Raw genomic sequence first — 21,416 nt, 5'->3', positions numbered from 1 at the left:
GACGGCATGGTGGTGGGCACGGTGGGGTGGCTGCTGGTGGGCGTCTTGGCGGGGGCTCCCGAGCCCCGGGTGGTCTCCGCGCTGGAGAAGGTCCGACCCGGAGCGCTGCCTCCGGGCGAGAAGCAGGCCCGGCTGAGCCTGGCGCGCGGCGAGTGCGAGGGCGTGCAGGTGGTCCTGCCGCCGGGCACCACGCGCGTGAAGGCCGCGCCGCTCGTGCTCAAGGGCGCGGGGGCGACGCTGGAGGCCCAGGTGTGGCGCGAGGCCTTCCTGGATGTGCGCATCCCCTCCAACTCGCAGGGCGCCCCGGGGCCCTGGCCGGATCCGCTCGTGCCGGTGGAGACGCCCTCGACGGACAAGAAGGCGCCCACCGTGCTCTACGTGGAGCTGTGCGCGCCGGAGGCCCAGCGCCCCGGGACGTACCAGGGCGCGCTCGAGCTCCAGGCGGACGGCGTGGCGGTGAAGGCCGTGCCCTTCACGGCGGAGGTGCAGCCCTTCGCGCTGCCCGCCACCTCGTCGCTGCCCAACAGCTTCGGCATCTCGCTCTACAGCATCGCCAAGGGCCACGGCCTCAAGCCCGAGTCCCCCGAGGCCCAGGCGCTCCTGCGCGACTACGTGGCGGCGCTGCTCACCCACCGCGTGAGCGCCCACGGCATGAGCATGAATCCGCCCCCGGTGCGCTTCGACGAGAGCGGCGGCGCTCAGGTGGACTTCCGCGCGTACGACGCCGAGGTGGGCCCCTTCCTGGACGGCACCGCCCTGTCCTCCGGCGCGCGCTTCACCACGCTGGACGTGCGCGACTCGAAGGCCGCGCGCACCGACGCCGAGAAGTCCGCGTACTACCGGGCCCTCGCCGCGCACGCCAAGGAGAAGGGCTGGCGCGCCCAGCTCTTCTTCTACGCCAAGGACGAGCCCAAGCCCGAGGACGTGGCGCTCGTGCGCACCCAGGCCCTGCGCGTGCGGGCCTCGGGCAAGGACGTGCCGGTGCTCGTCACCTCGCCCCTGGACGAGGCCCTGCGTGGCTCGGCCGACATCCTCGCGCCCACGCTCAACTGCTTCTTCACCCGCCCCGGGCCCCAGACGTGCCGCAACGTGGTGCCCCTGGCCACGCTGCGCGGCAAGCTCGGCCCCCAGGTGAAGGTGTGGTGGTACCAGAGCTGCAACTCGCACGGCTGCACCGGCGGCGCCACGTCCGATGCCGCCGTGGAGAAGGCCTACTCGGACTGGGCCTCGTACATGGTGGACCACCCCGCCCCGCTCAACCGCGCCATGGGCCCCCTGGCCTTCCTGTCCGGCGTGGACGGCGAGCTCTATTTCGACACCGTCTTCGCCTACAACACGAAGGATCCCTGGGCGGATCTCTTCGAGTTCGGCGGCAACGGGGACGGCACCTTCTTCTACCCCGGCACGCCCTCGCGCCCGGGCTTCGAGCGCCACGCCCCCGTGCTCTCCCTGCGCCTCAAGCACGTGCGCGACGGCCTGGAGGACTACGAGTACCTGCGGTTGCTGGAGTCGCTCGGAGAGCGCGCGTTCGCCCAGGAGGCCGTCCGGCGGCTCGTGCGCTCGGGCTATGATGTCCAGCGAGATCCCCGCCAGTGGGAGCAGGTGCGCCGCGACATGACGGCCCGGCTGCGCCAACGATGGGAAGCGGTTGAAGAAGCGAAGCGTTCCGGCGTCCGGTCGAAGTGACGTGGTGTCCCCCCACCCGAACCGAGGATGAACCCCATGCGCAGCGCTCTCGCCCCCCTGCTCTTCTGCCTGTCATCCGCGGCCTGGGCCCAGATTCCGGACACCGAGCCCACCGCGGAGCACGCGGCCGCGCCCGCCGCGCCCGCGGAGCAGGCGGCGAGTGTGCCGCAGTGCGTGCAGACCCTGCCGCCCCTGCGCGCGCCCCTGGCGTTCACCACCGGCGAGCTGCTCGAGTTCGACCTGGACGCCCTGGGCGCCACGGCGGGGAAGATGAGCATGCAGGTGCAGAAGAAGCAGAACGGCTCGCTGCCCGTGCAGGTCAAGGTGCAGACCAACTCCTTCTTCTCCAAGGTGCGCCGCGTGGATGCCACGGCCATGAGCTACCTGCATCCCAAGACGCTGCGCAGCTTCCGCTATACCGAGGACGCCACCGAGAACGAGGTGCACCGCACGGTGGACGCGGCCTTCAACCCCAGCAAGCGCAGCGTCCGCGTGGACTGGATGCAGCGCGGCAAGCCCGGCCGCAACGACGTCTCCTACCAGCACGAGGGCCTGGACGTGGCCGGCGCCATCTACATGATGCGCCAGCTGCCCATGAAGGAAGGTCTGCCCGTCTGCTTCGACGTCTACGGCGTGCGCCGCATGTGGCGCATGGCGGGCACGGTGCTCAAGCGCGAGCACGTGTCCCTGCCCATCGGCGAGTTCGAGGCGTGGCACCTGTCGGGCACCGCGGTGCGCCTGGACAGGCCCTCCATGAGGCGCGAGGTGCACGTGTGGATCACCGACGACGAGCGCCGGCTGCCGCTCGCGGCCCTGGGCGCCATCGACCTGGGCACGGTGCGCGCGACGCTCACCTCGTACTCGCGCCCGGGCGAGAAGAGCCAGCAGGCCGAGGGCAAGGAGTCCCTCAAGTGGTAGGCGGCTGACGCATCAACCCCGCCGCCTGGGACATCCGGCGGCGCAGGCGCAGCACCACGTCCTCCAGCAGCACCAGGCGCTTGAGCACCAGCGCCTCGTCACTCGCGTCCACCAGAGTCCGGGGACTCAGGGCGCCAGGCCGCAGCGCCGCGAGCAGCTCCGTGAAGTGCGACTCCACGTCGCCCAGCGCGTCGAGCCCCTCGCGCAGGTCATCCTCCAGGAAGTCCAGCAGCACGGTGGCGTCCGCCCGCCGGGGCAGACGCTCGCCCAGGTGCTCGATCGACTGGCGGAGGGGATCCACGCTCACGCGACGCAACGTCACGGGAGCGGCACGTCGTGCGAGCGCGAGTGTCGTCATGCACGGCACGCTACAGGCCCGTAGCGGGGGGTCAATTTTTCGCCCCCCCCCGCTCCGGGCCCGTGCGCCGTCACTGGATGGGGGCGAAGGGATTGGGCCCCGCGGGATTCGTCACCACCGTGGGCGCGCCTGGCAAGGCGCCCGACAGGGGCGCCGCGTTGAGCGGCTGCGGCGTGGAGATGAGCGGCACCGCGCCCGTGGCGGTGACGGACGGCGGCGTGGCGACGAAGGGCACCGGCTGCAGACCGTTGAGCGGCTGCGGCGTGGAGATGAGCGGCACCGCGGTCGTCTGCGCGTTGAGCGGCAGGGGCGTGCTCACCAACCCCGCCGACAGGCGCGCCCCGCCGAAGGCGAACTCCGGTCCCGACACGCCCGGCGCCAGGGGCACGATGGTGTACGAGCCTCCAGCGCCCACCGCGGCGGACGTCGGGTTGAGCGGCACGAAGCCGGTCGTCGGCGTCTGGGTGGACTGCGTGGCGATCTGCACGCGCTCGGGGCTCTGGAAGGCCTCCGGAATGCTCGGCGTCCCCGTCGCCGGGAGTGACACCGGATCCGGCTGGCGGCCGAGCTGGGTGGACAACGACACGCGCTCGGGCGACTCGAAGGACTCCGGCAACGTGCGGATGCGCGCCGCGACACTGGGCAGCGTGGTGTCGGCGGTGGGCGCCACCTGCTGCGTCAGCGTGGGATCCGCCAGACCATCCTGGGACGACGGCGTCGTCGTCGTGAAGCCCGAGCCCCCCGTGCCCTGCGCGGCGCCCAGGGACGATTCGGGCACGAAGCCCAGCGAGGCGCCGAACGCCACGGGCGCGGTGGGCGCCGGCACCCCGGTGAACGAGCCCACGGTGGGAATGGAGGCCACCGCGGTCACGGGAATGCCGTTCACCTCGATGCTCACGTCGTCGAAGTCGAACTGGACGAAGCCCCGCGGCTCGAGCTCGCGCGGGATGTTCCACACCAGCACGCTCAGCTCGGTGTCCCCCTGCCGCGCCACTGGCAACACGCGGAAGGTGTCATCGTCCGCGTGCGCCCCGCTCTCCAGGGCCGCGGCGTGGATGATGGCCGTGTCCGTGAGCAGCTGGCCGTTGCGCCACAGCCGACCCACGCCCCACACCGCCGCCGTGGCCTTCACGCGCGTCATGTTGGCGAAGCCCACGGGGGCGCCCCCATGAAGCTCCTGGTTCACGACCACGCCTCCGGCGATGGGCTGCGCGGGAGGAGGCGGTCTCGCCGCCGTGGCCTGGGAGCCGCCGGACGCGGGCGGGAAGCCCGCCTGGTCCAACTCCACCCGGTACGTCGTGGCGCCCAGGGTGAAGGTGGCCTCCAGGCGACCCACGTCACCGTAGGTGGCCCGGGGATCCGCGATGCGCTCCTGCACGGACAGGTCCGCCGAGCCACGGCCGCGCTCGAAGAGGTCCGCGTAGGGCAGCGCCCCATGCGTGAAGAAGCCGACGCTCCCCACCGTGCGAGCGGTGACCTTGGGTCCATCGAAGGTGAAGCCTGCGGGGCTGGCGGTGAGCAGCCCGGCGAACACGACACTGGAGATGATTCCGACCATCGACGCTGCCTCCTCTCCTTGGAGGGTAAGCAGCGGAGGCGCGGGGGACACGGGCGGAGCGAGCAGCCCACTAGGGCCTCGCTTCGCCCGCTCGCTTAGATGAGGCCCCGGGCGCGGCGGATCTGCTCCACCGTCTTGTTGTACTCGATGTCGAAGGCGCTGGTGCCCTCCTGCAGGTGGCGCAGCCGCGAGCGCGCCTCGCGGTCGATCTCGTCGTCCACGTCCAGGTGGCGCTTCATGCCCGCGAACATCTTCTGCCGCAGCACGTTGTCCGGAGAGTAGACCTCCTCCACGTTGCGGCTGATGAGCAGGAACTCGATCATCTGGTTGATGACATACTCGATGCCTTCGTCGCCCATCTTGAAGCCGCGGACGTCGGCCATCTCACGCTTGACCTGGTTGAACTTGGAGTAGTCGTACCCGCGACGCTCCAAGGCCTCGCGCGTCGCCTGGTTCACGCGCTCTTCGTTCGCCAGGTACTCGCGCATGATGGCCGACAAATCCATCTCGGCATCGGCCACGCGGGTCGGTTCGACTTCAATGTCTCCGTCCTGCATCAGCTGCTGGACGCACTCCCGGGAGATGATTGGGATCACCTTCGGATAGAGCCTCATATCGGTCCCTCGCCCTTGAAGACGGCTCGACTGGCCCCGTTCGCTATAAATCAGCGCTGAGTCCCGTCGCAATGGAAAACCCCAAGAACATCGCGGATTCAGCGGCCTCATCGGCCCCGCGTTAAAGCGGAAATTAATCACGGCGAGCCGGGTGGCGAGCCTTCTTCTGACTTTTCGTCGCTCAAATCGCCCGCGTCCTCCAGGGAGGCTTCCCGGATGGGATCCACTTCGTCCTCCTCGGGATGGCCGTGCAGCGCGGCATGGACGCGCTCGGACACGGTGGGCCCGAGCACCTCGACCAGCTCCTCGATGCTTGCCTCGCGCACGCGCTTGAGCGAGCCGAAGTGCTTCAGGAGCGCCTTCTTGCGCACCGCGCCCACGCCGGGAATATCGTCCAGGACCGAGGTGAAGTTGTTCCGCCGCATGCTCTTCTGTTGGAAGGTAATCGCGAAGCGGTGGGCCTCGTCGCGCAGCCGCGCGAGCAGGTACAATTCCGCCGAGTTCTGCCGCAGCACGATGGGATCCTTGCGGCCCGGAATGAACACGCGCTCGGGGCTCTGGGCACGCTCGGCGTCCCGGTCGTGCACCTCCTCGTCGCGGCTCTTGGCCAGCGAGATGATGTCCACCGTGTCCACGCCCACGTCCTTGGCGGCCGCGAGCGCGCTGGCGAGCTGGCCCTTGCCTCCGTCGATGACGAGCAGGTCCGGCAGGTCCCCCTCGTCCTGGCCGCGCTTGAGCCGGCGGCTGATGACCTCGTGCATGCTGGCGAAGTCGTCCTGCTTCTCCAGGGTCTTGATGCGGTAGCGCCGGTAGCGCGACTTGTCGATCTCCCCTTCCGTGGCGGCCACCTGCGAGGCCACGATGGACGCGCCCTGGAAGTGCGAGATGTCGAAGCACTCCATGCGCCGGGGCAGGCGCTTGAGGGACAGCCGCTCCTGGAGCCGGCGCAGCACCGCCTCGGTCTCGTCCTTGGTGCGGCGCCGCTCGATGGCCGCCTGCTCGGCGTTGCGCTGGGCCATGTCCACCAGGTCGCGCTTCTCGCCGCGCTTGGGCACCATCACCCGCGCCTTGTCGCCCTTGCGCTCGCTCAGCAGCGCCTCCAGGCCCTCGCGCTCCTCGATGTCCAGGGGCATGAGGATCTCCTCCGGCACGAAGTTGCCCTGGTCGTAGTAGAGGTTCACGAACGAGGGCAGCAGCTCCTCGTCCGGGAACTCCTGGCTGCCGAGCGGGAACGCCTGGCCCCCGTTGAGCCGGCCCTGGCGCACGTAGAGCACGTACACGAGCAGCCGGTCCCCCTCGCGGTGGAACGCGAAGACGTCCTGGTCCTTGAAGTCGCTCGTGGCCACCTTCTGCCGCTCCAGGCTGCGCTCGATGGCGCGCAGCTGGTCGCGGATGCGCGCGGCCTCCTCGAAGCGCATCTCGCTCGAGGACTGCTTCATGCGCGCGCGCAGGCCCTCCACCAGCTCGCTCGCCTTGCCCTCCAGGAAGAGCACCACCTCGTCCACGCTCTTCTTGTAGTCCTCGGGCACCACCGGGTAGACGCACGGCGCCGGGCAGCGGCCGATCTGGTGCAACAGGCAGGGCCGCTTGCGGTTGGCCAGCACGTGGTCCGTGCAGGTGCGCAGGTGGAAGTAGCGGTTGATGATGCGCAGCGTCTCGCGGATGGCGCTCGCGCTGGAGTACGGGCCGAAGTAGCGCGCCCCGTCCTTCTCGTAGCGCCGCACCACCTCCAGCCGCGGGTAGGTCTGCGTCTTGTCCAGCCGCAAGGAGATGTACTGCTTGTCGTCCTTGAGCAGGACGTTGAAGCGCGGCTTGTGCTTCTTGATGAGCTCGTTCTCGAGGAGGAGCGCTTCCTTCTCGTTGTGGACGATCACCGTCTCGATGTCGGCGAGGAACTTGTCCAAGAGCGACACGAAGGCGCGCGTGTCCCCGGTGCGCGTGAAGTACGAGCGCACGCGGTTGCGCAGGTTGATCGCCTTGCCCACGTAGATGATCTCGTCCCGGCGGTCCTTCATCAGGTATACGCCGGGCTCGGTGGGCAGCGACTCCAGCTTCGCTTCGAGCTTCGCGTCCATGGGGGGCTAGCGGCTCCTGCGGGGTCCGATGCCCGTCTTGCCGTGGGGCGGTCCGCCTCCCCCACCCTTGCCCTTGCCCCCACCCCGGCGGCCCTTGGCGCCGCGCGAGCCCGGGGTGCCCGCCTTGGGCTCGTCGTCCGTCTTGGCCGGCGCCCGGAGCAGCGCGCGGCTCGGGGGCTTGATGCCCAGGTCCATGTCCTTGAGCAACAGGAGCCGGTCGCGCATCTGCGCCGCCTTCTCGAACTGCATCTCGTCGGCGAAGTGCTGCATCTCCTTGGTGGTCTCGGCGATGAGGGCCCTGATCTCCTTGGGCTCCAGCGCGTCGTTGGCCGAGTCGGCCGCCAGGGGCAGCGCGTTGGGGTTCTCCGCGTCGTAGAGCTGCTCGGACAGGTCGAGGATGTGGCTCTTGACCGCCTGGGGCGTGATGCCGTGCTCGGCGTTGTGGGCCTTCTGCACCGCGCGGCGGCGGTTGGTCTCCTCGATGGCCAGGTTCATCGAGTCCGTCATGTTGTCCGCGTACATGATGACGTGGCCGTTCATGTTGCGCGCGGCGCGGCCAATGGTCTGGATGAGCGACACGTGGCTGCGCAGGAAGCCCTCCTTGTCCGCGTCGAAGATGGCCACCAGCGACACCTCGGGGATGTCCAGGCCCTCGCGCAACAGGTTGATACCCACGAGCACGTCGAACTCGCCCTTGCGCAGGTCGCGGATGATGGCGGTGCGCTCGATGGCGCCGATGTCCGAGTGCAGGTAGCGCACCTTGACGCCCACCTCAGTGAGGTACTCCGTCAGGTCCTCCGCCATGCGCTTGGTGAGCGTGGTGACGAGCACCCGCTCGTTCTTCGCCACGCGCAGGCGCACCTCCTCCAGCACGTCGTCCACCTGGTTGCGCGCCGGGCGCACCTCGACTTCCGGATCCGTCAGGCCCGTGGGGCGGATGATCTGCTCCACCACGACGCCGTTGGACTTCTGGAACTCGTACTCGGCCGGCGTCGCCGACACGAAGACGGCCTGCTGCACCATCTCCTCGAACTCGGTGAACTTGAGCGGCCGGTTGTCCAGCGCGCTCGGCAGCCGGAAGCCGTGGTCCACCAGCGTCTCCTTGCGCGCCCGGTCTCCGCGGTACATGGCGCCGATCTGCGACACCGTCTGGTGGCTCTCGTCGATGAGCACCAGCATGTTGCGCGGGAAGTAGTCGATGAGGCACGGCGGCGGCTCGCCCACCGCACGCCCCGAGAAGTGCCGCGAGTAGTTCTCGATGCCGTTGCAGTAGCCGATCTGCTCGATCATCTCGAGGTCGTACATCGTGCGCTGCTCGAGCCGCTGGGCCTCCAAGAGCTTGCCCTCGCGCTGGAACTGCTGGAGCCGCTCGGTCAGCTCGTCGCGGATGGTCTGGATGGCGCCCTTGCGGGTGTCCGCCTGGGTGACGTAGTGGCTCGCGGGGAAGATGACGACCTTGTCCAGCGCGCCGAGCGTCACGCCGCGCAGCGGATCGAACTCGGAGATCTTCTCCACCTCGTCGCCGAAGAAGCTCACGCGCACCGCGCGCTCCTCCTCGTAGGCGGGGAACACCTCCACGGTGTCTCCCCGGGCGCGGAACGTGCCGCGGTGGAAGTCCAGGTCGTTGCGCTCGTACTGGCTCTCCACCAGCCGGCGGATGAAGCCGTCGCGGCCCAGCTCCGCGCCCACGTTCACCGTCACCGCCAGGTCCACGTAGGAGCGCGCCGTGCCGAGGCCGTAGATGCAGGACACGCTGGCCACGATGAGCACGTCGTCGCGCGTGCGCAGCGAGTGCGTGGCCGAGTGGCGCATGCGCTCGATCTCGTCGTTCACCGAGGAGTCCTTCTCGATGAACGTGTCCGAGGTGGGGATGTACGCCTCGGGCTGGTAGTAGTCGAAGTAGGAGACGAAGTACTCGACGGCGTTGTGCGGGAAGAGCGCCTTGTATTCCCCGTAGAGCTGCGCGGCGAGCAGCTTGTTGTGCGCGATGAGCAGGGTGGGCCGCTGCACGTTGGCGATGAGGTTGGCCATCGTGAACGTCTTGCCGGACCCGGTGACGCCGAGCAGCGTCTGGTAGCGGTCCCCGCGCAGCACCCCCTCGGTGAGCTCCGCGATGGCGCGCGGTTGGTCTCCCTGGGGCTTGTAGTCGCTGACGATCTGGAACTCAGGCATGGCTGCTTCGTTTAACACCCGCCGTGCGAGAGCGCCGTCGAAGAATCAGGGAGCGTCGGCTATTGCGCTCCCCCGGATTTCAGGAGTTCGAGCGAGCGCAGCCGGGGCGCCTCGAACTCGTCCCCCGGGTTCCAGCGGGGCGGCTCCCGGGTGCGCGCCACCTGGGCGCCCAGCAGGAAGAAGAGCTGGACGTCCTCCACCGCGCCCTCCAGGTTGGTCTCCGGCCCCAGCTCGTCCGAGGGCTGGTGGTAGTGCTCGCGCTCCCAGAGTTCCCGGCGGGCCTTCCCCCAACCCGCCGGGCGGCCGATGAAGTCCACGCCACTGCTGAAATAAACCGTGGGGATGCCCTTCTTGGCGAAGCTGAACTGGTCCGAGCGGTAGAAGAAGCCCCGGTCCGGCAGCTGGTCCGGCTTGACCCCCCGCCCCTGGGCCCGCACCAGGGCGGTGAGCGGCTTGTCCAGCGAGCTCTTGCCCAGTCCGATGACCGTCACGTCCCGGGTGCGGCCGTGGATGTTGAGCCCGTCCATGTTGATGTTGGCCGCCACCCGGCCCGCGGGCATGGGCAGGTGCTCGGCGAGGTAGCCCGAGCCCAGCAGGCCCTGCTCCTCGGCCGCCACGGCGGCGAAGAGGATGGAGCGCGCGGGCGCCTGGGGCAGCAGCGTGAAGGCGCGCGCCACCTCGAGCAGCGCCGCCACGCCGGACGCGTTGTCCACCGCGCCGTTGTAGATGGCGTCCTCGCCCGGCTTCGCGTCCGCCTTGAGCCCCAGGTGATCGTGGTGCGCGGTGTAGAGCACCACCTCGCGCGCGAGCGCGGGGTCACTGCCCGGCAACAGGCCCAGCACGTTCGCCGTGGCGCGGCGGCGCACCTGGTTGTCGAAACCCGTGGAGACCGTGATGCCCAGGGCCACCGGCTGGAAGTCGCGCCGGTTGGCCGCCAGGCGCAGCGCGTCCAGGTCATGCCCGGCGAGCTGGAACACCCGGCGCGTGGCCTCCTCCGTCGTCCAGCCCCGCACCTGCAGGCGCTCGCCCTCGCCGCCCGCCGGGGCCGGCAGCTCGAACTGCTCGCCCGTCCACGACGTGCGCACCACCTGCCACGGATAGCCCGCGCTCGGCGTGGTGTGCAGGAGGATGGCGCCCGCCGCGCCCTGCTTGCGCGCCTGCTCGTATTTGTAGTCCCACCGGCCGTACCACAGCCGCGTCTTGCCCCCGAAGAGCGCGGGGTCGTCCTCGGGATCGTTGTTGAGGATGAGGAGCGTCTTGCCCCTCAGGTCCATGCCCTTGAAGTCGTCCCACTGATACTCGGGCGCCTGGATGCCGTAGCCCACGAAGACCAGGGGCGAGGCCTTCAGCTCACTGCGCTCGGACGAGTGGCCGGAGCTGGCGATGAAGTCCGCCCCGAAGGCCAGGGCGGCCGTGTCCGTGCCCGCGCGGAAGGTCATCGTGTCCGGATGACCCGTCACCCCCACCAGCTCGAAGGGCTGGAGGTAGCCCCCCTCCGGCGCGCCCGGCCGGAGGCCCAGCTCCTGGAAGCGCGTGGACAGGTAGAGCTGCGTCAGGGCATCGCCGCGGGTGCCCGGCCCCCGCCCCTCCAACAGGTCCGAGGCCAGGAAGTCGATGTGGGCCCGGAGCTTGTCCGCCGCCAGCGTCTTCGCCGCCGACACCTCCGAGGCCCGGGGCGACTGGGCCCGGGCGCCGCCCACGAGGAGCACCCAGGACACGAGGACCACCAACGAGCGCGTCATGCACGAGCCCTACCATGGGGCACGAAGCCAGCACACGCCGCCGCGCGCGCTTCGTGACGGGACGTAACAACCGCAGTCACCGCCCGGTGACACCTGTCACCAGGCCCCTTCTCCGAGGCACGGACGCGTGGCGACAACGTAGGTGTGATGACCACAGTCACCACCTGAATCCCTCCGTGTGCGGGCGTCCGAGAACAAAATCAAGTATTTGGCGCGGGAGTCGGTGGGATGCGGTGCATGGCACACATCATGCTCTACATGGCGCACATCAACCACACAGGGTGACTCCCTCCCACCCTGGGTCGACCATCGAAAGAAGGCGCCGTCATGATCGTCTCCAACAAGCAGACCCCGGTCTCCGCTCCCGCCGTTGCCGCCACGCCCGCCGCGCCCGCCGCCCCCCAGGCGCCGGCCGCCGCCCCCGCCGCCGCGGCGCCCAAGGCCGCCCAGGGCTTCGCCCAGGTCTCCACCTTCACCACCGCCGCCGCCACGCCCGCGGTGAAGCGCTCGGCCGCGAATGTCGCCTCGGCCGCCCAGAGCACCGGCCCCCTGTCCCTGGACAGCCAGCAGGCCCAGTCCGCCATCCAGAAGTCGGTGGACTTCCTCCAGGCCACCCGCCTCAACCAGCGCGGCATCGTCCCCGGCGCCCCGGTGGCCGCCTCGGTCAAGCCCAACCAGGTCTTCACGGATGACCTCGGCATGACGCACGTGCGCCTGGACCGCCAGAGCGAGGGCGTGAAGGTGTTCGGCGAGCAGGTCATCAGCCACCTGGACAAGGACGGTCAGGTGGCGGGCGTCACCGGCGCCCTGTCCAACATCCCCGCCGGCCTGGGCTCCTCCTCCACGAAGCTGTCCGCCCAGGACGCGCTCGCCGTGGCCCAGAAGGCCTTCGGTCAGGAGTCCACCCGCGCGCCCTCCTCCGAGCGCGTCATCGTCAAGGGCAACGACGGCCAGTACCACGCCGCCTTCCACGTCAAGCTCGACAAGCTCTCGGACTTCAAGGCCGGCGAGGAGCCGCGCCGCATGAACTACTTCGTGGACGCCAACAGCGGCGAGCTCGTGCGCAGCTTCGACCAGATGGGCGGCTTCGCCCACGAGGTGGAGGCCGCCAAGGCCCGCGCCTCCACCCCCGGCGCCGCCACGCCCTCCTCGCCCTCCTCGCCCTCGCTGCCCACGACGGGCAAGGCGGACGACACCACGCTCTACAGCGGCAAGGTGGACCTCTCCACCACGAAGCAGGCCAACGGCACCTACACGCTCGAGGACAGCTCGCGCGGCAACGGCGTGGTGACCTACGACGGCAACAACAAGGCCAACGCGAGCGGCAAGACGCAGTTCACCGACAAGAACGACGTGTGGGGCGAGTCCGGTGACAACGCGCGCACCAAGGCGGCGGTGGACGCGCACTACGGCGCGGAGATGACGTACGACTTCCTCAAGGACGTGCTCGGCCGCAACTCCCTGGACGGCAAGGGCGAGAAGCTCGTGTCCTACGTCCACGTGGACAAGAACCTCGTCAACGCCTTCTGGGATGGCGAGAAGATGAGCTACGGCGATGGCGACGGCAAGGACGCGGGGCCGCTCACCACGCTGGACATCGCGGGCCATGAAATCGCCCACGGCCTGACCGAGCGCACCGCGGGCCTCGTCTACGAGGGCGAGTCCGGCGGCCTCAACGAGTCCTTCAGCGACATCATGGGCGCGGGCGTGGAGTGGTACGCCTCGCAGAAGAACCCGAGCGTCAAGTTCGACTGGAAGGTGGGCGAGGACGCGTGGACGCCGGGCAACGGCACCGACGACGCCCTGCGCTACATGGACGACCCGACCCAGGACGGCTACTCGGTCGACAACTACAAGAACTACCCGAAGCAGACCGAGGTCCACGGCTCGAGCGGCATCGCCAACAACGCCTTCTACCTGCTCACCGAGGGCGGCAAGAACCGCACCTCCGGCCTGTCGGTGAAGGACGGCATCGGCATGGACAAGAGCCTGAAGATCTTCGGCCGCGCCCTCACCACGTACATGACGCCGGAGACCACCTTCGCCCAGGCGCGGGAGGCCACCATCAAGGCGGCCACGGACCTGCACGGCGCCAACTCGGTGGAAGTGCAGAAGGTGAAGGACGCCTGGAGCGCGGTGGGCGTCGAGTCCAAGAAGTAATCAGCCCGGCAAGAGGTCCACGCGCGGGTAGGTGCCCAACAGGCGCATGGACTGGGTGTAGGGTTGCAGGTCGCGCAGCACCGCCTCGATGGGCGCCGAGGCGGCATGCCCCTCCAGGTCCAGGAAGAAGCGGTAGGCCCAGGGGGAGCCCGGCAGCGGCCGGGACTCGAGCCGGGCGAGGTTCACCCCTCGCTCGGCCAGGGCGAGCAGCGCCTTGCCCAGGGTGCCCGGCTTGTTCTCCAGCACCATGACGAGGGACGTCTTGCAGGGCACGTCCGCGGGCAGGGGCGTGGGGGCGCGCGCCACCTCCACGAAGCGCGTGAAGTCCCCCTTGCGGTCCTGGAGCTCACGCGCCAGGACGTCCAGGCCGAAGCGCTGCGCCGCGGAGTCGCTCGCGATGGCGGCGATCCCCGGATCGTTCGCCTCACGCACCCGCTGCGCCGCGCCGCCCGTGTCCACGTCCGGCAGCAGGCGCACGTGCGGCAGGTGCTCGCGGAAGAAGGCCTCGCACTGGATGAGGGCCTGGGGGTGGGAGCGCACGGTGTGCAGCGTCTTCAGGGTGGCGCCCGGCAGGCCCAGCAGCCGGTGCTGCACCTGGTCCACCAGCTCCGCGATGAGGGTGACGCCCTCCTCCGCGAGCGCGTCGTAGGTCTCGTACATCGCGCCCGCGGTGGTGTTCTCGATGGGCAGGAGCGCCAGGTCCACCTCGCCCTGGCGCAGCGCATCCACCGCCTGGCGGGGCGTGTCGAAGCCGGACAGGAACACCCCGCCCTGCCGGCCCGCGTAGCGCTTGTGGGCCATCAGGTGGCTGTAGGAGCCCTCCATGCCGGGGTAGGCCACGCGCAGGGGCGTGCTCTCCAGCCCCGTCACCCACGCGTGCTGCCGCGCCACGGACATCTCCATGATGAAGCGGTAGAGCCGCTCCACTTCGTGCGGATCCAGCTTGCGCGCCATGGCGGCGGTCCGGATGCGGCGCAGCAGCAGATCCTCGCGCCGCTGGTCGCGGATGGGCGAGGCGGTGGAGAGCTTGGAGCGGGCGATGTCCTCGGCCAGGTCCATGCGACGGCGCAGGGCATCGAGGAGATCCTCGTCCACCTGCTCGATGGCGACACGCAACTGCTGCAGATCCACAACATCCGACATGGCGGCCTAGACTCCGTGGCTGAGGTAGGACCCCAGCACCCGCACCGAACAGCCGAGGGACTCGATCTCGGACAGGGCCTCGGGCATGGGGGGCGCGGACAGGGGCGAATCGACGTCGATGAAGAAGAAGTAGTTGCCCAGGCGCTTGCGCGTGGGCCGCGACTCGATGCGCACCAGGTTGATGCGCTGGCGCGCGAACACGGACAGCACCTGGTGCAGCGCGCCCGGGAAGTCCGCGGGCAGCGTCACCAGGAGGCTCGTCTTGGCGCGGCCCGGACGCGCGAGCGCCAGGGGCTCGGGGCCCACCAGCAGGAAGCGCGTGGCGTTGTCCGGATGGTCCTCGATGTGCTCGGCCAGGGTGTCCAGGCCATGGAGCGCCGCGGACGCGGCACTGCCGATGGCGGCCAGCCCGGGCTCGGACGCGCGCTGTTTCACCAGCCGCGCCCCCTCGGCCGTGGAGCTCACCGGAATGGCCTCCGCCTGGGGCAGGCGCGCGCGCAGGAACTCGCGGCACTGGCCGAGCGCCACCGGGTGGGACAGCACCTCGCGGATGGCCTCCAGGGGGCCCGCGCGACCCATCAGGTTCATGGTGATGGGGTACACCCACTCGGCCTGGATGGGCAGCGCCACGTCATGCACCAGCCAGTCCAGGTGCTGGCTGACCGAGCCCTCCAGCGTGTTCTCGATGGGGATGACGCCCAGGTCCGCGTGGCCCGCGACGACCGCCTGGAACACCTCGGCGATGAGCTTGCAGGGCTGGAGCACGTACGGCACCGCCCCGAGGAAATGGCGCGCGGACTCCTCGGAGAACGTCCCCGGCCCCAACAGCGCGATGCGCTTCATGACCCCTCGGGGGATAGCACGGAGGCCTGGGCGGCGGAGGCGGGAGGCACGCGCGGCAGGCGCACGGTGAACGTGGTGCCCTCGGCCGCGGAGGAGCGCACCTCCACCGTGCCCCGGTGGGCCAGGACGATCTGCCGGACGATGAACAGGCCCAGGCCGATGCTGCGGTCGGAGGGGGAGAGCCGGGTGCCGCCGCGCGTGAGCGGCTCGAAGAGCCGGGGCAGCAGCTCCGGGGGAATGGGCGTGCCCTGGTTGTGGACCCGCAGCAGTACGTGTTCGCCCTGGCCCTCGCTCTCGATGCGCACGGGCGAGCCCTCACGGCCGTAGCGCAGGGCATTGCCGAGGATGTTGGAGAGCACCTGGGCGATGCGGTCCGAGTCCCAGACCCCCGCGCCGTCCCCCTGGTGGACGAAGGACAGCTCGCGCTCGGGATGGGCCGTGCGCGCCTCCTCCACCACCTGGTGCGCCAGCTCGTGCAGGTTGAGCGTCGCGGGCTGCAGGGGGATGCCCGAGCCCATGCGCGCCTGGGTGAAGTCGAGCAGGTCGCGGATCATCCGCTGGGCCCGCTCCGCCGAGGACACGATGCGCGAGACCGTCTTGGTGAGCCACGGCGAGGCGTCCTCGCGCCGCAGCACCAGCGCGGCCGCCATGAGGATGGCGCTCAGGGGGTTGCGCAAATCGTGGCTCACGATGCCCATGAGCTGCTGTTCGAACTCGGCCCGGCCCCGGGCCTCCTGCAACAGGCGCTGTCGCTCGCGCTCGGCGCGCTTGCGCTCGGAGATGTCCTGCATGGCGCCCACCATGCGCAGCGCCTGGCCGCTCGCGTCCCGGACGATGTAGCCGCGGTCCGCCACGTCCCGCCAGGCACCGTCCTTGTGCAGGATGCGGTACTCCTCGGCCCAGCGCTCCTCGCGCGAGGCCACGGCGTCCCGGAGGCCGCCGAGCACCCGCTCCCGCTCCTCGGGGTGGAGCAGCCGCGCCCAGTCCTCCACGGAGGGTCCGAGCTCCTCGGGCCGGTAGCCCACCACCTGCTCGAGCGTGTCGTCCCAGTGCAGGGTGTCGTCCCGGGGATTCCAGTCCCAGATGGCGTCGAAGGTGGCGCGGCTGGCCAGCACGTAGCGCTCCTCCGAGGCGCGCAGGGCCTCCTCGGCGCGCTTGCGCCACCGCTCGCCCTCCGCCTCGCGCAGGGCCCGGGTCACACACGGCACCAGTCGCTCCAGACGCTCCTTGAGCACGTAGTCCGTGGCGCCCTGCTTGAGCAGCTCGATGGCGCGCTCCTCGCCCAGCGCCCCCGATACGAACAGGAAGGGCGTGTCCGGACACCGCTCGCGCGCGGCGGCCAGGGCGCTCGCGCCATCGAAGCCCGGCACGTTGTAGTCCGACAGGATGAGCTCGAAGCCGCCGTGCTCGAGCGCCTGGAGGAAGCCGGTCCGGTCCTCCACGCGCCGCGCCTGGAGCGACCAGCCCACCTCCTCGAAACGCGCGAGGATGAGCTCCGCGTCCAGGGCACTGTCCTCCAGCAGGAGCAGGGACAGGGCGGGGCCGCTGGAGGACTCGCTCATCGTCCCGCGCTCGGAGGCAGGGAGCCCGGAGGCGGTTGATTGAGCACGCCCCAGAACAGTCCCAGGTCCTTGAGCGCGCGCACGAAGTCGGCGAAGACCACCGGCTTGACCACGTAGGCGTTGACGCCCAGCCCGTAGCTGCTCGCCAGGTCCCGCTCCTCGCGCGAGGAGGTGAGCATCACGATGGGGATTGTGCGCAGCTCGGGATCGCCCTTGATCTGGGCGAGCACCTGGGTGCCATCCAGCCGGGGCAGCTTCAGGTCGAGCAGCACCACGGCGGGATGGGCCACGGGGCGGGTGGCCCAGGCGCCCCGGCGCTGGAGGTAGTCGAGCGCTTCCTGGCCGTCGCGCACCACCACCACCTCGTTGGCCAGGCGCGTCTCCGCCAGGGCCGCCAGGGTGAGGTCCACGTCGTTGGCGTTGTCTTCCACCAGGAGGATTCGTTTGAGTTCGCTCACGAAGCCACCTCTCTATCAGGTCGAGACCCGAGGCAGGGTGAAGTGAAAAGTCGCGCCCCCCTCCAGGGCTCCTTCCGCCCAGGTCCGCCCCCCGTGACGCGAGATGATGCGCCGGACATTGGCCAGCCCGATGCCCGTCCCCTCGAATTGTTCGGAGGTGTGCAATCGCTGGAAGACGCCGAAGAGCTTGTCCACGTACTTCATCTCGAACCCCACCCCGTTGTCGCGCACCCAGACCTCGGTCTCGGTCTCGGTCTGGAGGGTGCCCACCTCGATGCGCGCGGGATCGCGGGTCCGGGTGTACTTCACGGCGTTGGCCAGGAGGTTGTGCAGCACCTGGCGCAGCAGGGAGGGATCGGCGTGCAGGCGGGGCAGCGGGGCCACGTTCCACTCGATCCGGCGGCCCTTGAACTCGGGCTCCAGGTCGCGGCGCACCTCCTTCACGAGCGCGGTCAGGTCCACCTGGGTGAAGCGCGGCTCGGCGCGGCCCATGCGCGAGAAGGCGAGGAGATCATCCACCAGGGTGCCGCCCTGGCTCGCGGCCCGGGCAATCTTGCGCAGGTAGTCCCGGCCCTGGTCGTCCAGGGAGGGGCCCGCGCGCCGCTCCAGCAGTTGGGCGAACCCGAGGATGTGGCGCAGGGGCGCGCGCAGGTCGTGGGACACCGAGTAGCTGAAGGACTCCAGCTCCTGATTGGCTTCCTGCAACTGGGTGGTGCGCTCGCGCACGCGGGCCTCCAGCCCCGCGTTGAGCCGGCGGATCTCCTCCTCGGCCTGGCGCAGGGTCTCGAGCATGCGCCGCTCGTCGTCGATGTCCGTGTTGGTGCCGAACCACTGGACGATGCGCCCCTCGGCGTCGCGCACGGGCATCGCCCGGGTGAGGAACCAGCGCGGCGTGCCGTCCACCGAGCGCAGCCGGAACTGCTCCTCCCAGACCTCGCCGCTGGAGACCGCCTGGCGCCAGGACTCCGCCACCCACGGCAATTCCTCCTCCATGTAGATGCGCCGCCAGTCCGTGGTGAGCATCTGCTCGGCGGTGAAGCCCGTGTACGCGGTCCACCGGTCGTTGTACCAGGGCACCTGGCCGTCCGGCTCGGCGATCCAGACGAGCTGCGGAATGGAGTTGGCCAGGGCCCTCAGGCCCTTCTCGCTGCGGCTCAGCCGCTCGGCCAGGGCCTCCACCTCGGTGCGGGCCCGCACCTGCGCGGTGACGTCGAAGGCCACGGAGATGATGCCCTCCACCCTCCCCTCCGAGTCGCGCAGGGGCTGGTAGGAGAGGTTGAAGACGCCTTCCTGGAGCGTGTCCTCCGAGGCGTTGCGCCAGCGCAGCACCACCTCCTTGAGATGGATGGACACCCCCTCGCGCCAGGCGCGCTCGATGGGCTCGAAGAAGGACTGCGACTCCAGCTCCGGCAGGGCCTGGCGCGCGGGCAGCCCCACCAGCACCCGGTCGCCCAGGGCCTGCTGGAAGCGGGTGTTGACCATCTCGTAGACGAAGTCCGGCCCGCGCATGACGGCCAGGGGCTCGGGCACGCCCATGAGCGCGGCGAACATGTTCTCGCGCTGGATGCGCAGCCGCTCGACCAGCCGACGATCCTCCACGGCCACGCTGGCGATCTGCGCGAGCTGCACGACGATCGCCTCGTCCTCCGCGGAGAACTCCCCCCACACCTTGTCGGACAACTGGAGCAGCCCGAGGTTGCCGCCCGCCCGGCTCAAGAGCGGCACGGCGAGCCAGCCCCGCATGGGGGGATGGTGGGCGGCATGGGCGCCGAAGCCCCGCCACGCGGGGTGGGCCTCCAGCTGGGCCTGGGTCATGCGCAGGGGTCGGTTGGCGCGGCAGACCTCGGCGTAGATGCCCGAGCCATCCGACGGGCTGGTGTAGTCCCGCCAGGCCGCGTACTTGTCCGACAGCGACACGGCGGAGACGACCTGCGTCCAGCTGGGCCCCTGGGTCAGGCTGACCACGCACTGGTGCGCGCCCACGATGTCGCGCGCCCGCTCGGCCAGCAGCGACAGGATGGCGGGCAGGGCCTCCGTGGTGTGCAAGGACACGGACGCCTCGGCCAGTCCGCGGAGCTGCTCGGCCCGCCGCCGCGCCTCGGCCAGCAGCCGGCTGCGCTCCTGCTCGGCGTTGCGGGTCGCGGAGATGTCGCGCAGGGTGCCCAGGAAGCGCACCGCGCGCCCCTCCTCGAAGATGGCCCGTCCCGTGGCGCGCAGCCACCGGGGCGGCTGTCCCGGCTCGGTCACCGCGCGGTACTCCACGTCGTAGAGCCCCTGACTGTCCGGCTCGAGCGCGCGCGTCACCGCGGCGTGCGTGGCCGCGCGGTCCTCGGGATGCAGACGCGCGTCGAAGAGCGCGTAGGTGACGTTGGCATCGGGCGAGACCCCGAACAGCTCCTTGCAGCGCGCATCCCACCCCAGCCGCTGGGTGAGGGGATCGAAGTCCCAGATGCCGAGCGCCGTGGCCTCCACGGCCAGCCGCAGCCGCTCGTCACTGGAGTTGAGCGCCTCCGTGCGCGAGTGCAGCTCCGCCTCCAGCCGCTGCTCGCGGCGCCGGACGCTGCTGTGCTCCGCGTCCCACTGGCGCCGCTCGTGGGCGCGCTGGTGCTCCTCCTGGAGCCGCAGCCGCTCCTGGGCACGCCGCAGCTCCACGAAGGTGCCCACCTTGGCGCGCAACACCTGGGGGATGAAGGGCTTGGTCAGGTAGTCCACCGCGCCGTGTGCATAGCCGCGCAGCAGCTCCTCGTGGTCCACGTCCGCGGCGGTCATGAGCAGCACGGGGGTGCGCCGGTTGCGCTCGCGCTCGCGCAACAGCGCCATCACCTCCAGGCCGCTCATGTCCCCCAGGCGGACATCCAGGAGGATGACGGCGAAGTCCTCCTCGAGCACGCGCCGCAGCGCCTGTTGTCCGGAGTCCGCCCAGACCAGGCGTTGGCCGAGCGGCTCCAGCACGGCCTCCAGGGTCGCCAGATTGGCGGGGTCATCGTCCACGAGAAGGACACAGGTCTGGAGTGTCTCCACTTCCCAAGAAATACAACATCCAGACGCGCCGCGCGCTCCTTCCGGTGCCCCGCCCCGGCGCTCAACGGCCCGGGCCGTTGGCTCAGGTGGGCGGCTGGACCTTCCAGCGCCGGTGCAACCACAGCCACTGGTCCGGGTAGCGCCGCACGTACTGCTCCAGCACCGCCGTCACCGCCGCCGTGTGCGCGACAAGGGCCTCCTGCTCCGTCGCGGCCTCGGGCGGCGCGATGGGCCCCTGGATCTCCAGCCGCAACCGCTGGCCGCTCTCGTCGCGCACGCCCATCACCACGAACACCGGCGCCCCGGTCCGCCGCGCCACCACCGCCATGGCGGGCGTCGTGGACGCTGGCTGGCCGAAGAAGGGCACGAACACCGCCGATTTCGCCGGCAGCGATTGATCCAACAGCATCAACACGGTCTCCCCGTGGCGCATGGCCTCCTGGGCCTGGGCGATGGCGCCCTTGGGGTAGATGAGGCCCACGCCCGCGGCGACGCGGCCATCCACGATGCGCATGTTCAGCGCGCCCTTGAGGGGGCGGACCAGGGCGTTGAGGGGAATGCCGCGCCGGATCACCATCTTTCCCGCGCGCTCCCAGTTGCCGAAGTGCGCCGTCACCAGCAGCGCGCCCTGTCCCCGGGCGATCGTCGCCTGGAGCGCCGCCCACGCCTCGCCCCGCACCTCCGGCTCCTCCCACGCCGGGTCCACGTGGTCCGCCTGGTCGATGGACTCGAGCACCACCCGCGCCATGGAGATGTAGGCCCCTCGGGCGATGCGGTGCCGCTCGGCGTCACTCATGTCCGGGTAGGCCCGGGCCAGATTCTCCAGCGCCACCCGACGACGGATGCCCAGGGTGTACGCCAGCCCCCCCACGAACCGGGCGAGCCCGTCCCGCGTGGACGCGGGCAGCGCGCACACCGCGTCCATCAGCCGGTTGGCGAACCAGCCCACCACCGGTGAGGGACGCACCCCCTGGACCTCGGCGAGCCGGGGGGGCGGAAGCGGGACGGGCAGCCGCGTGGACTCGGGAGCGGAAGGAGGGGCGGACACGGCGGCGCACTCCACCCGGAAGCGGGACCCCAGGCAAGGGGGCTCGCGAGACAATGCG

15 protein-coding genes are annotated in these 21,416 nt (G+C 70.4%); 3 read left to right on the top strand and 12 right to left on the bottom strand.

Going from position 1 to position 21,416, the window contains the following annotated elements; translation table 11 throughout:
- The first annotated feature begins 6 nt into the window (after positions 1-6).
- Positions 7-1,686: a DUF4091 domain-containing protein gene (locus I3V78_RS15515; protein WP_204488681.1), complete on the top strand. Its 1,680-nt coding sequence runs from the start codon at positions 7-9 to the stop codon at positions 1,684-1,686.
- A 36-nt stretch (positions 1,687-1,722) separates the two neighbouring features.
- Positions 1,723-2,604 carry a DUF3108 domain-containing protein gene (locus I3V78_RS15510; protein ID WP_338023597.1) on the top strand — a complete coding sequence of 294 codons (882 nt, stop codon included), beginning with the start codon at positions 1,723-1,725 and terminating at the stop codon, positions 2,602-2,604.
- On the opposite strand, the gene I3V78_RS15505 is transcribed toward I3V78_RS15510, so the two are convergent.
- The 6 genes from I3V78_RS15505 to I3V78_RS15480 form a co-directional block, all read right to left on the bottom strand.
- Positions 2,594-2,926, bottom strand: coding sequence for a hypothetical protein (locus I3V78_RS15505; protein WP_338023596.1), 333 nt, complete (start codon positions 2,924-2,926; stop codon positions 2,594-2,596). The genes I3V78_RS15510 and I3V78_RS15505 overlap by 11 nt on opposite strands.
- Positions 2,927-3,032: 106 nt before the next feature.
- Positions 3,033-4,520: a hypothetical protein gene (locus tag I3V78_RS15500; RefSeq protein ID WP_204488674.1), complete on the bottom strand. Its 1,488-nt coding sequence runs from the start codon at positions 4,518-4,520 to the stop codon at positions 3,033-3,035.
- 95 nt (positions 4,521-4,615) lie between these two features.
- A complete protein-coding gene (locus I3V78_RS15495; RefSeq protein ID WP_204488672.1) occupies positions 4,616-5,134 on the bottom strand; it encodes a DUF507 family protein in 519 nt (172 codons plus the stop codon).
- A gap of 137 nt (positions 5,135-5,271) precedes the next feature.
- On the bottom strand, positions 5,272-7,209 hold the full coding sequence (gene uvrC, locus I3V78_RS15490) for an excinuclease ABC subunit UvrC (RefSeq protein WP_204488670.1): 1,938 nt from the start codon (positions 7,207-7,209) through the stop codon (positions 5,272-5,274).
- 6 nt (positions 7,210-7,215) lie between these two features.
- Entirely contained in the window at positions 7,216-9,381 is a 2,166-nt protein-coding gene (uvrB, locus tag I3V78_RS15485; RefSeq protein WP_204488668.1) for an excinuclease ABC subunit UvrB, read from the bottom strand.
- Positions 9,382-9,440: 59 nt separating this feature from the next.
- Positions 9,441-11,123, bottom strand: coding sequence for a M28 family metallopeptidase (locus tag I3V78_RS15480; RefSeq protein WP_204488666.1), 1,683 nt, complete (start codon positions 11,121-11,123; stop codon positions 9,441-9,443).
- 327 nt (positions 11,124-11,450) lie between these two features.
- Here I3V78_RS15480 and I3V78_RS15475 point away from each other — a divergent pair, with 327 nt between their 5' ends.
- Entirely contained in the window at positions 11,451-13,283 is a 1,833-nt protein-coding gene (locus tag I3V78_RS15475) for a M4 family metallopeptidase (protein ID WP_239576443.1), read from the top strand.
- Here the strand turns inward: I3V78_RS15475 and pheA (I3V78_RS15470) are convergent, their stop codons facing one another.
- The 6 genes from pheA (I3V78_RS15470) to I3V78_RS15445 form a co-directional block, all read right to left on the bottom strand.
- The gene (gene pheA / locus I3V78_RS15470; RefSeq protein WP_204488664.1) at positions 13,284-14,426 is read right to left on the bottom strand and encodes a prephenate dehydratase; all 1,143 of its coding nucleotides are present in this window, start codon (positions 14,424-14,426) and stop codon (positions 13,284-13,286) included.
- Positions 14,427-14,432: 6 nt separating this feature from the next.
- Positions 14,433-15,269 carry a prephenate dehydratase gene (gene pheA / locus I3V78_RS15465; RefSeq protein ID WP_204488661.1) on the bottom strand — a complete coding sequence of 279 codons (837 nt, stop codon included), beginning with the start codon at positions 15,267-15,269 and terminating at the stop codon, positions 14,433-14,435.
- Complete coding sequence (locus I3V78_RS15460) at positions 15,266-16,831, bottom strand: sensor histidine kinase (RefSeq protein ID WP_204488659.1); 1,566 nt, start codon at positions 16,829-16,831, stop codon at positions 15,266-15,268. Before I3V78_RS15460 ends, pheA (I3V78_RS15465) begins: the two co-directional genes overlap by 4 nt.
- Positions 16,828-17,289 carry a response regulator gene (locus I3V78_RS15455; RefSeq protein ID WP_204488657.1) on the bottom strand — a complete coding sequence of 154 codons (462 nt, stop codon included), beginning with the start codon at positions 17,287-17,289 and terminating at the stop codon, positions 16,828-16,830. The genes I3V78_RS15460 and I3V78_RS15455 overlap by 4 nt, the downstream gene beginning before the upstream one ends.
- A 15-nt stretch (positions 17,290-17,304) precedes the next feature.
- Positions 17,305-20,310 (bottom strand): PAS domain-containing protein, encoded by a 3,006-nt coding sequence (locus I3V78_RS15450; RefSeq protein ID WP_204488654.1) that lies wholly within the window; start codon positions 20,308-20,310, stop codon positions 17,305-17,307.
- Between the two features lie 82 nt (positions 20,311-20,392).
- Entirely contained in the window at positions 20,393-21,358 is a 966-nt protein-coding gene (locus tag I3V78_RS15445) for a lysophospholipid acyltransferase family protein (RefSeq protein ID WP_338023595.1), read from the bottom strand.
- Positions 21,359-21,416 lie beyond the last annotated feature (58 nt).

Origin of the sequence: Archangium primigenium (assembly GCF_016904885.1) — a bacterium.
Classification (GTDB): Bacteria; Myxococcota; Myxococcia; order Myxococcales; family Myxococcaceae; genus Cystobacter; species Cystobacter primigenius.
The sequence above is the reverse complement of the archived record's forward strand: the minus strand, read 5'-3'. Positions and strand labels throughout refer to the sequence as shown.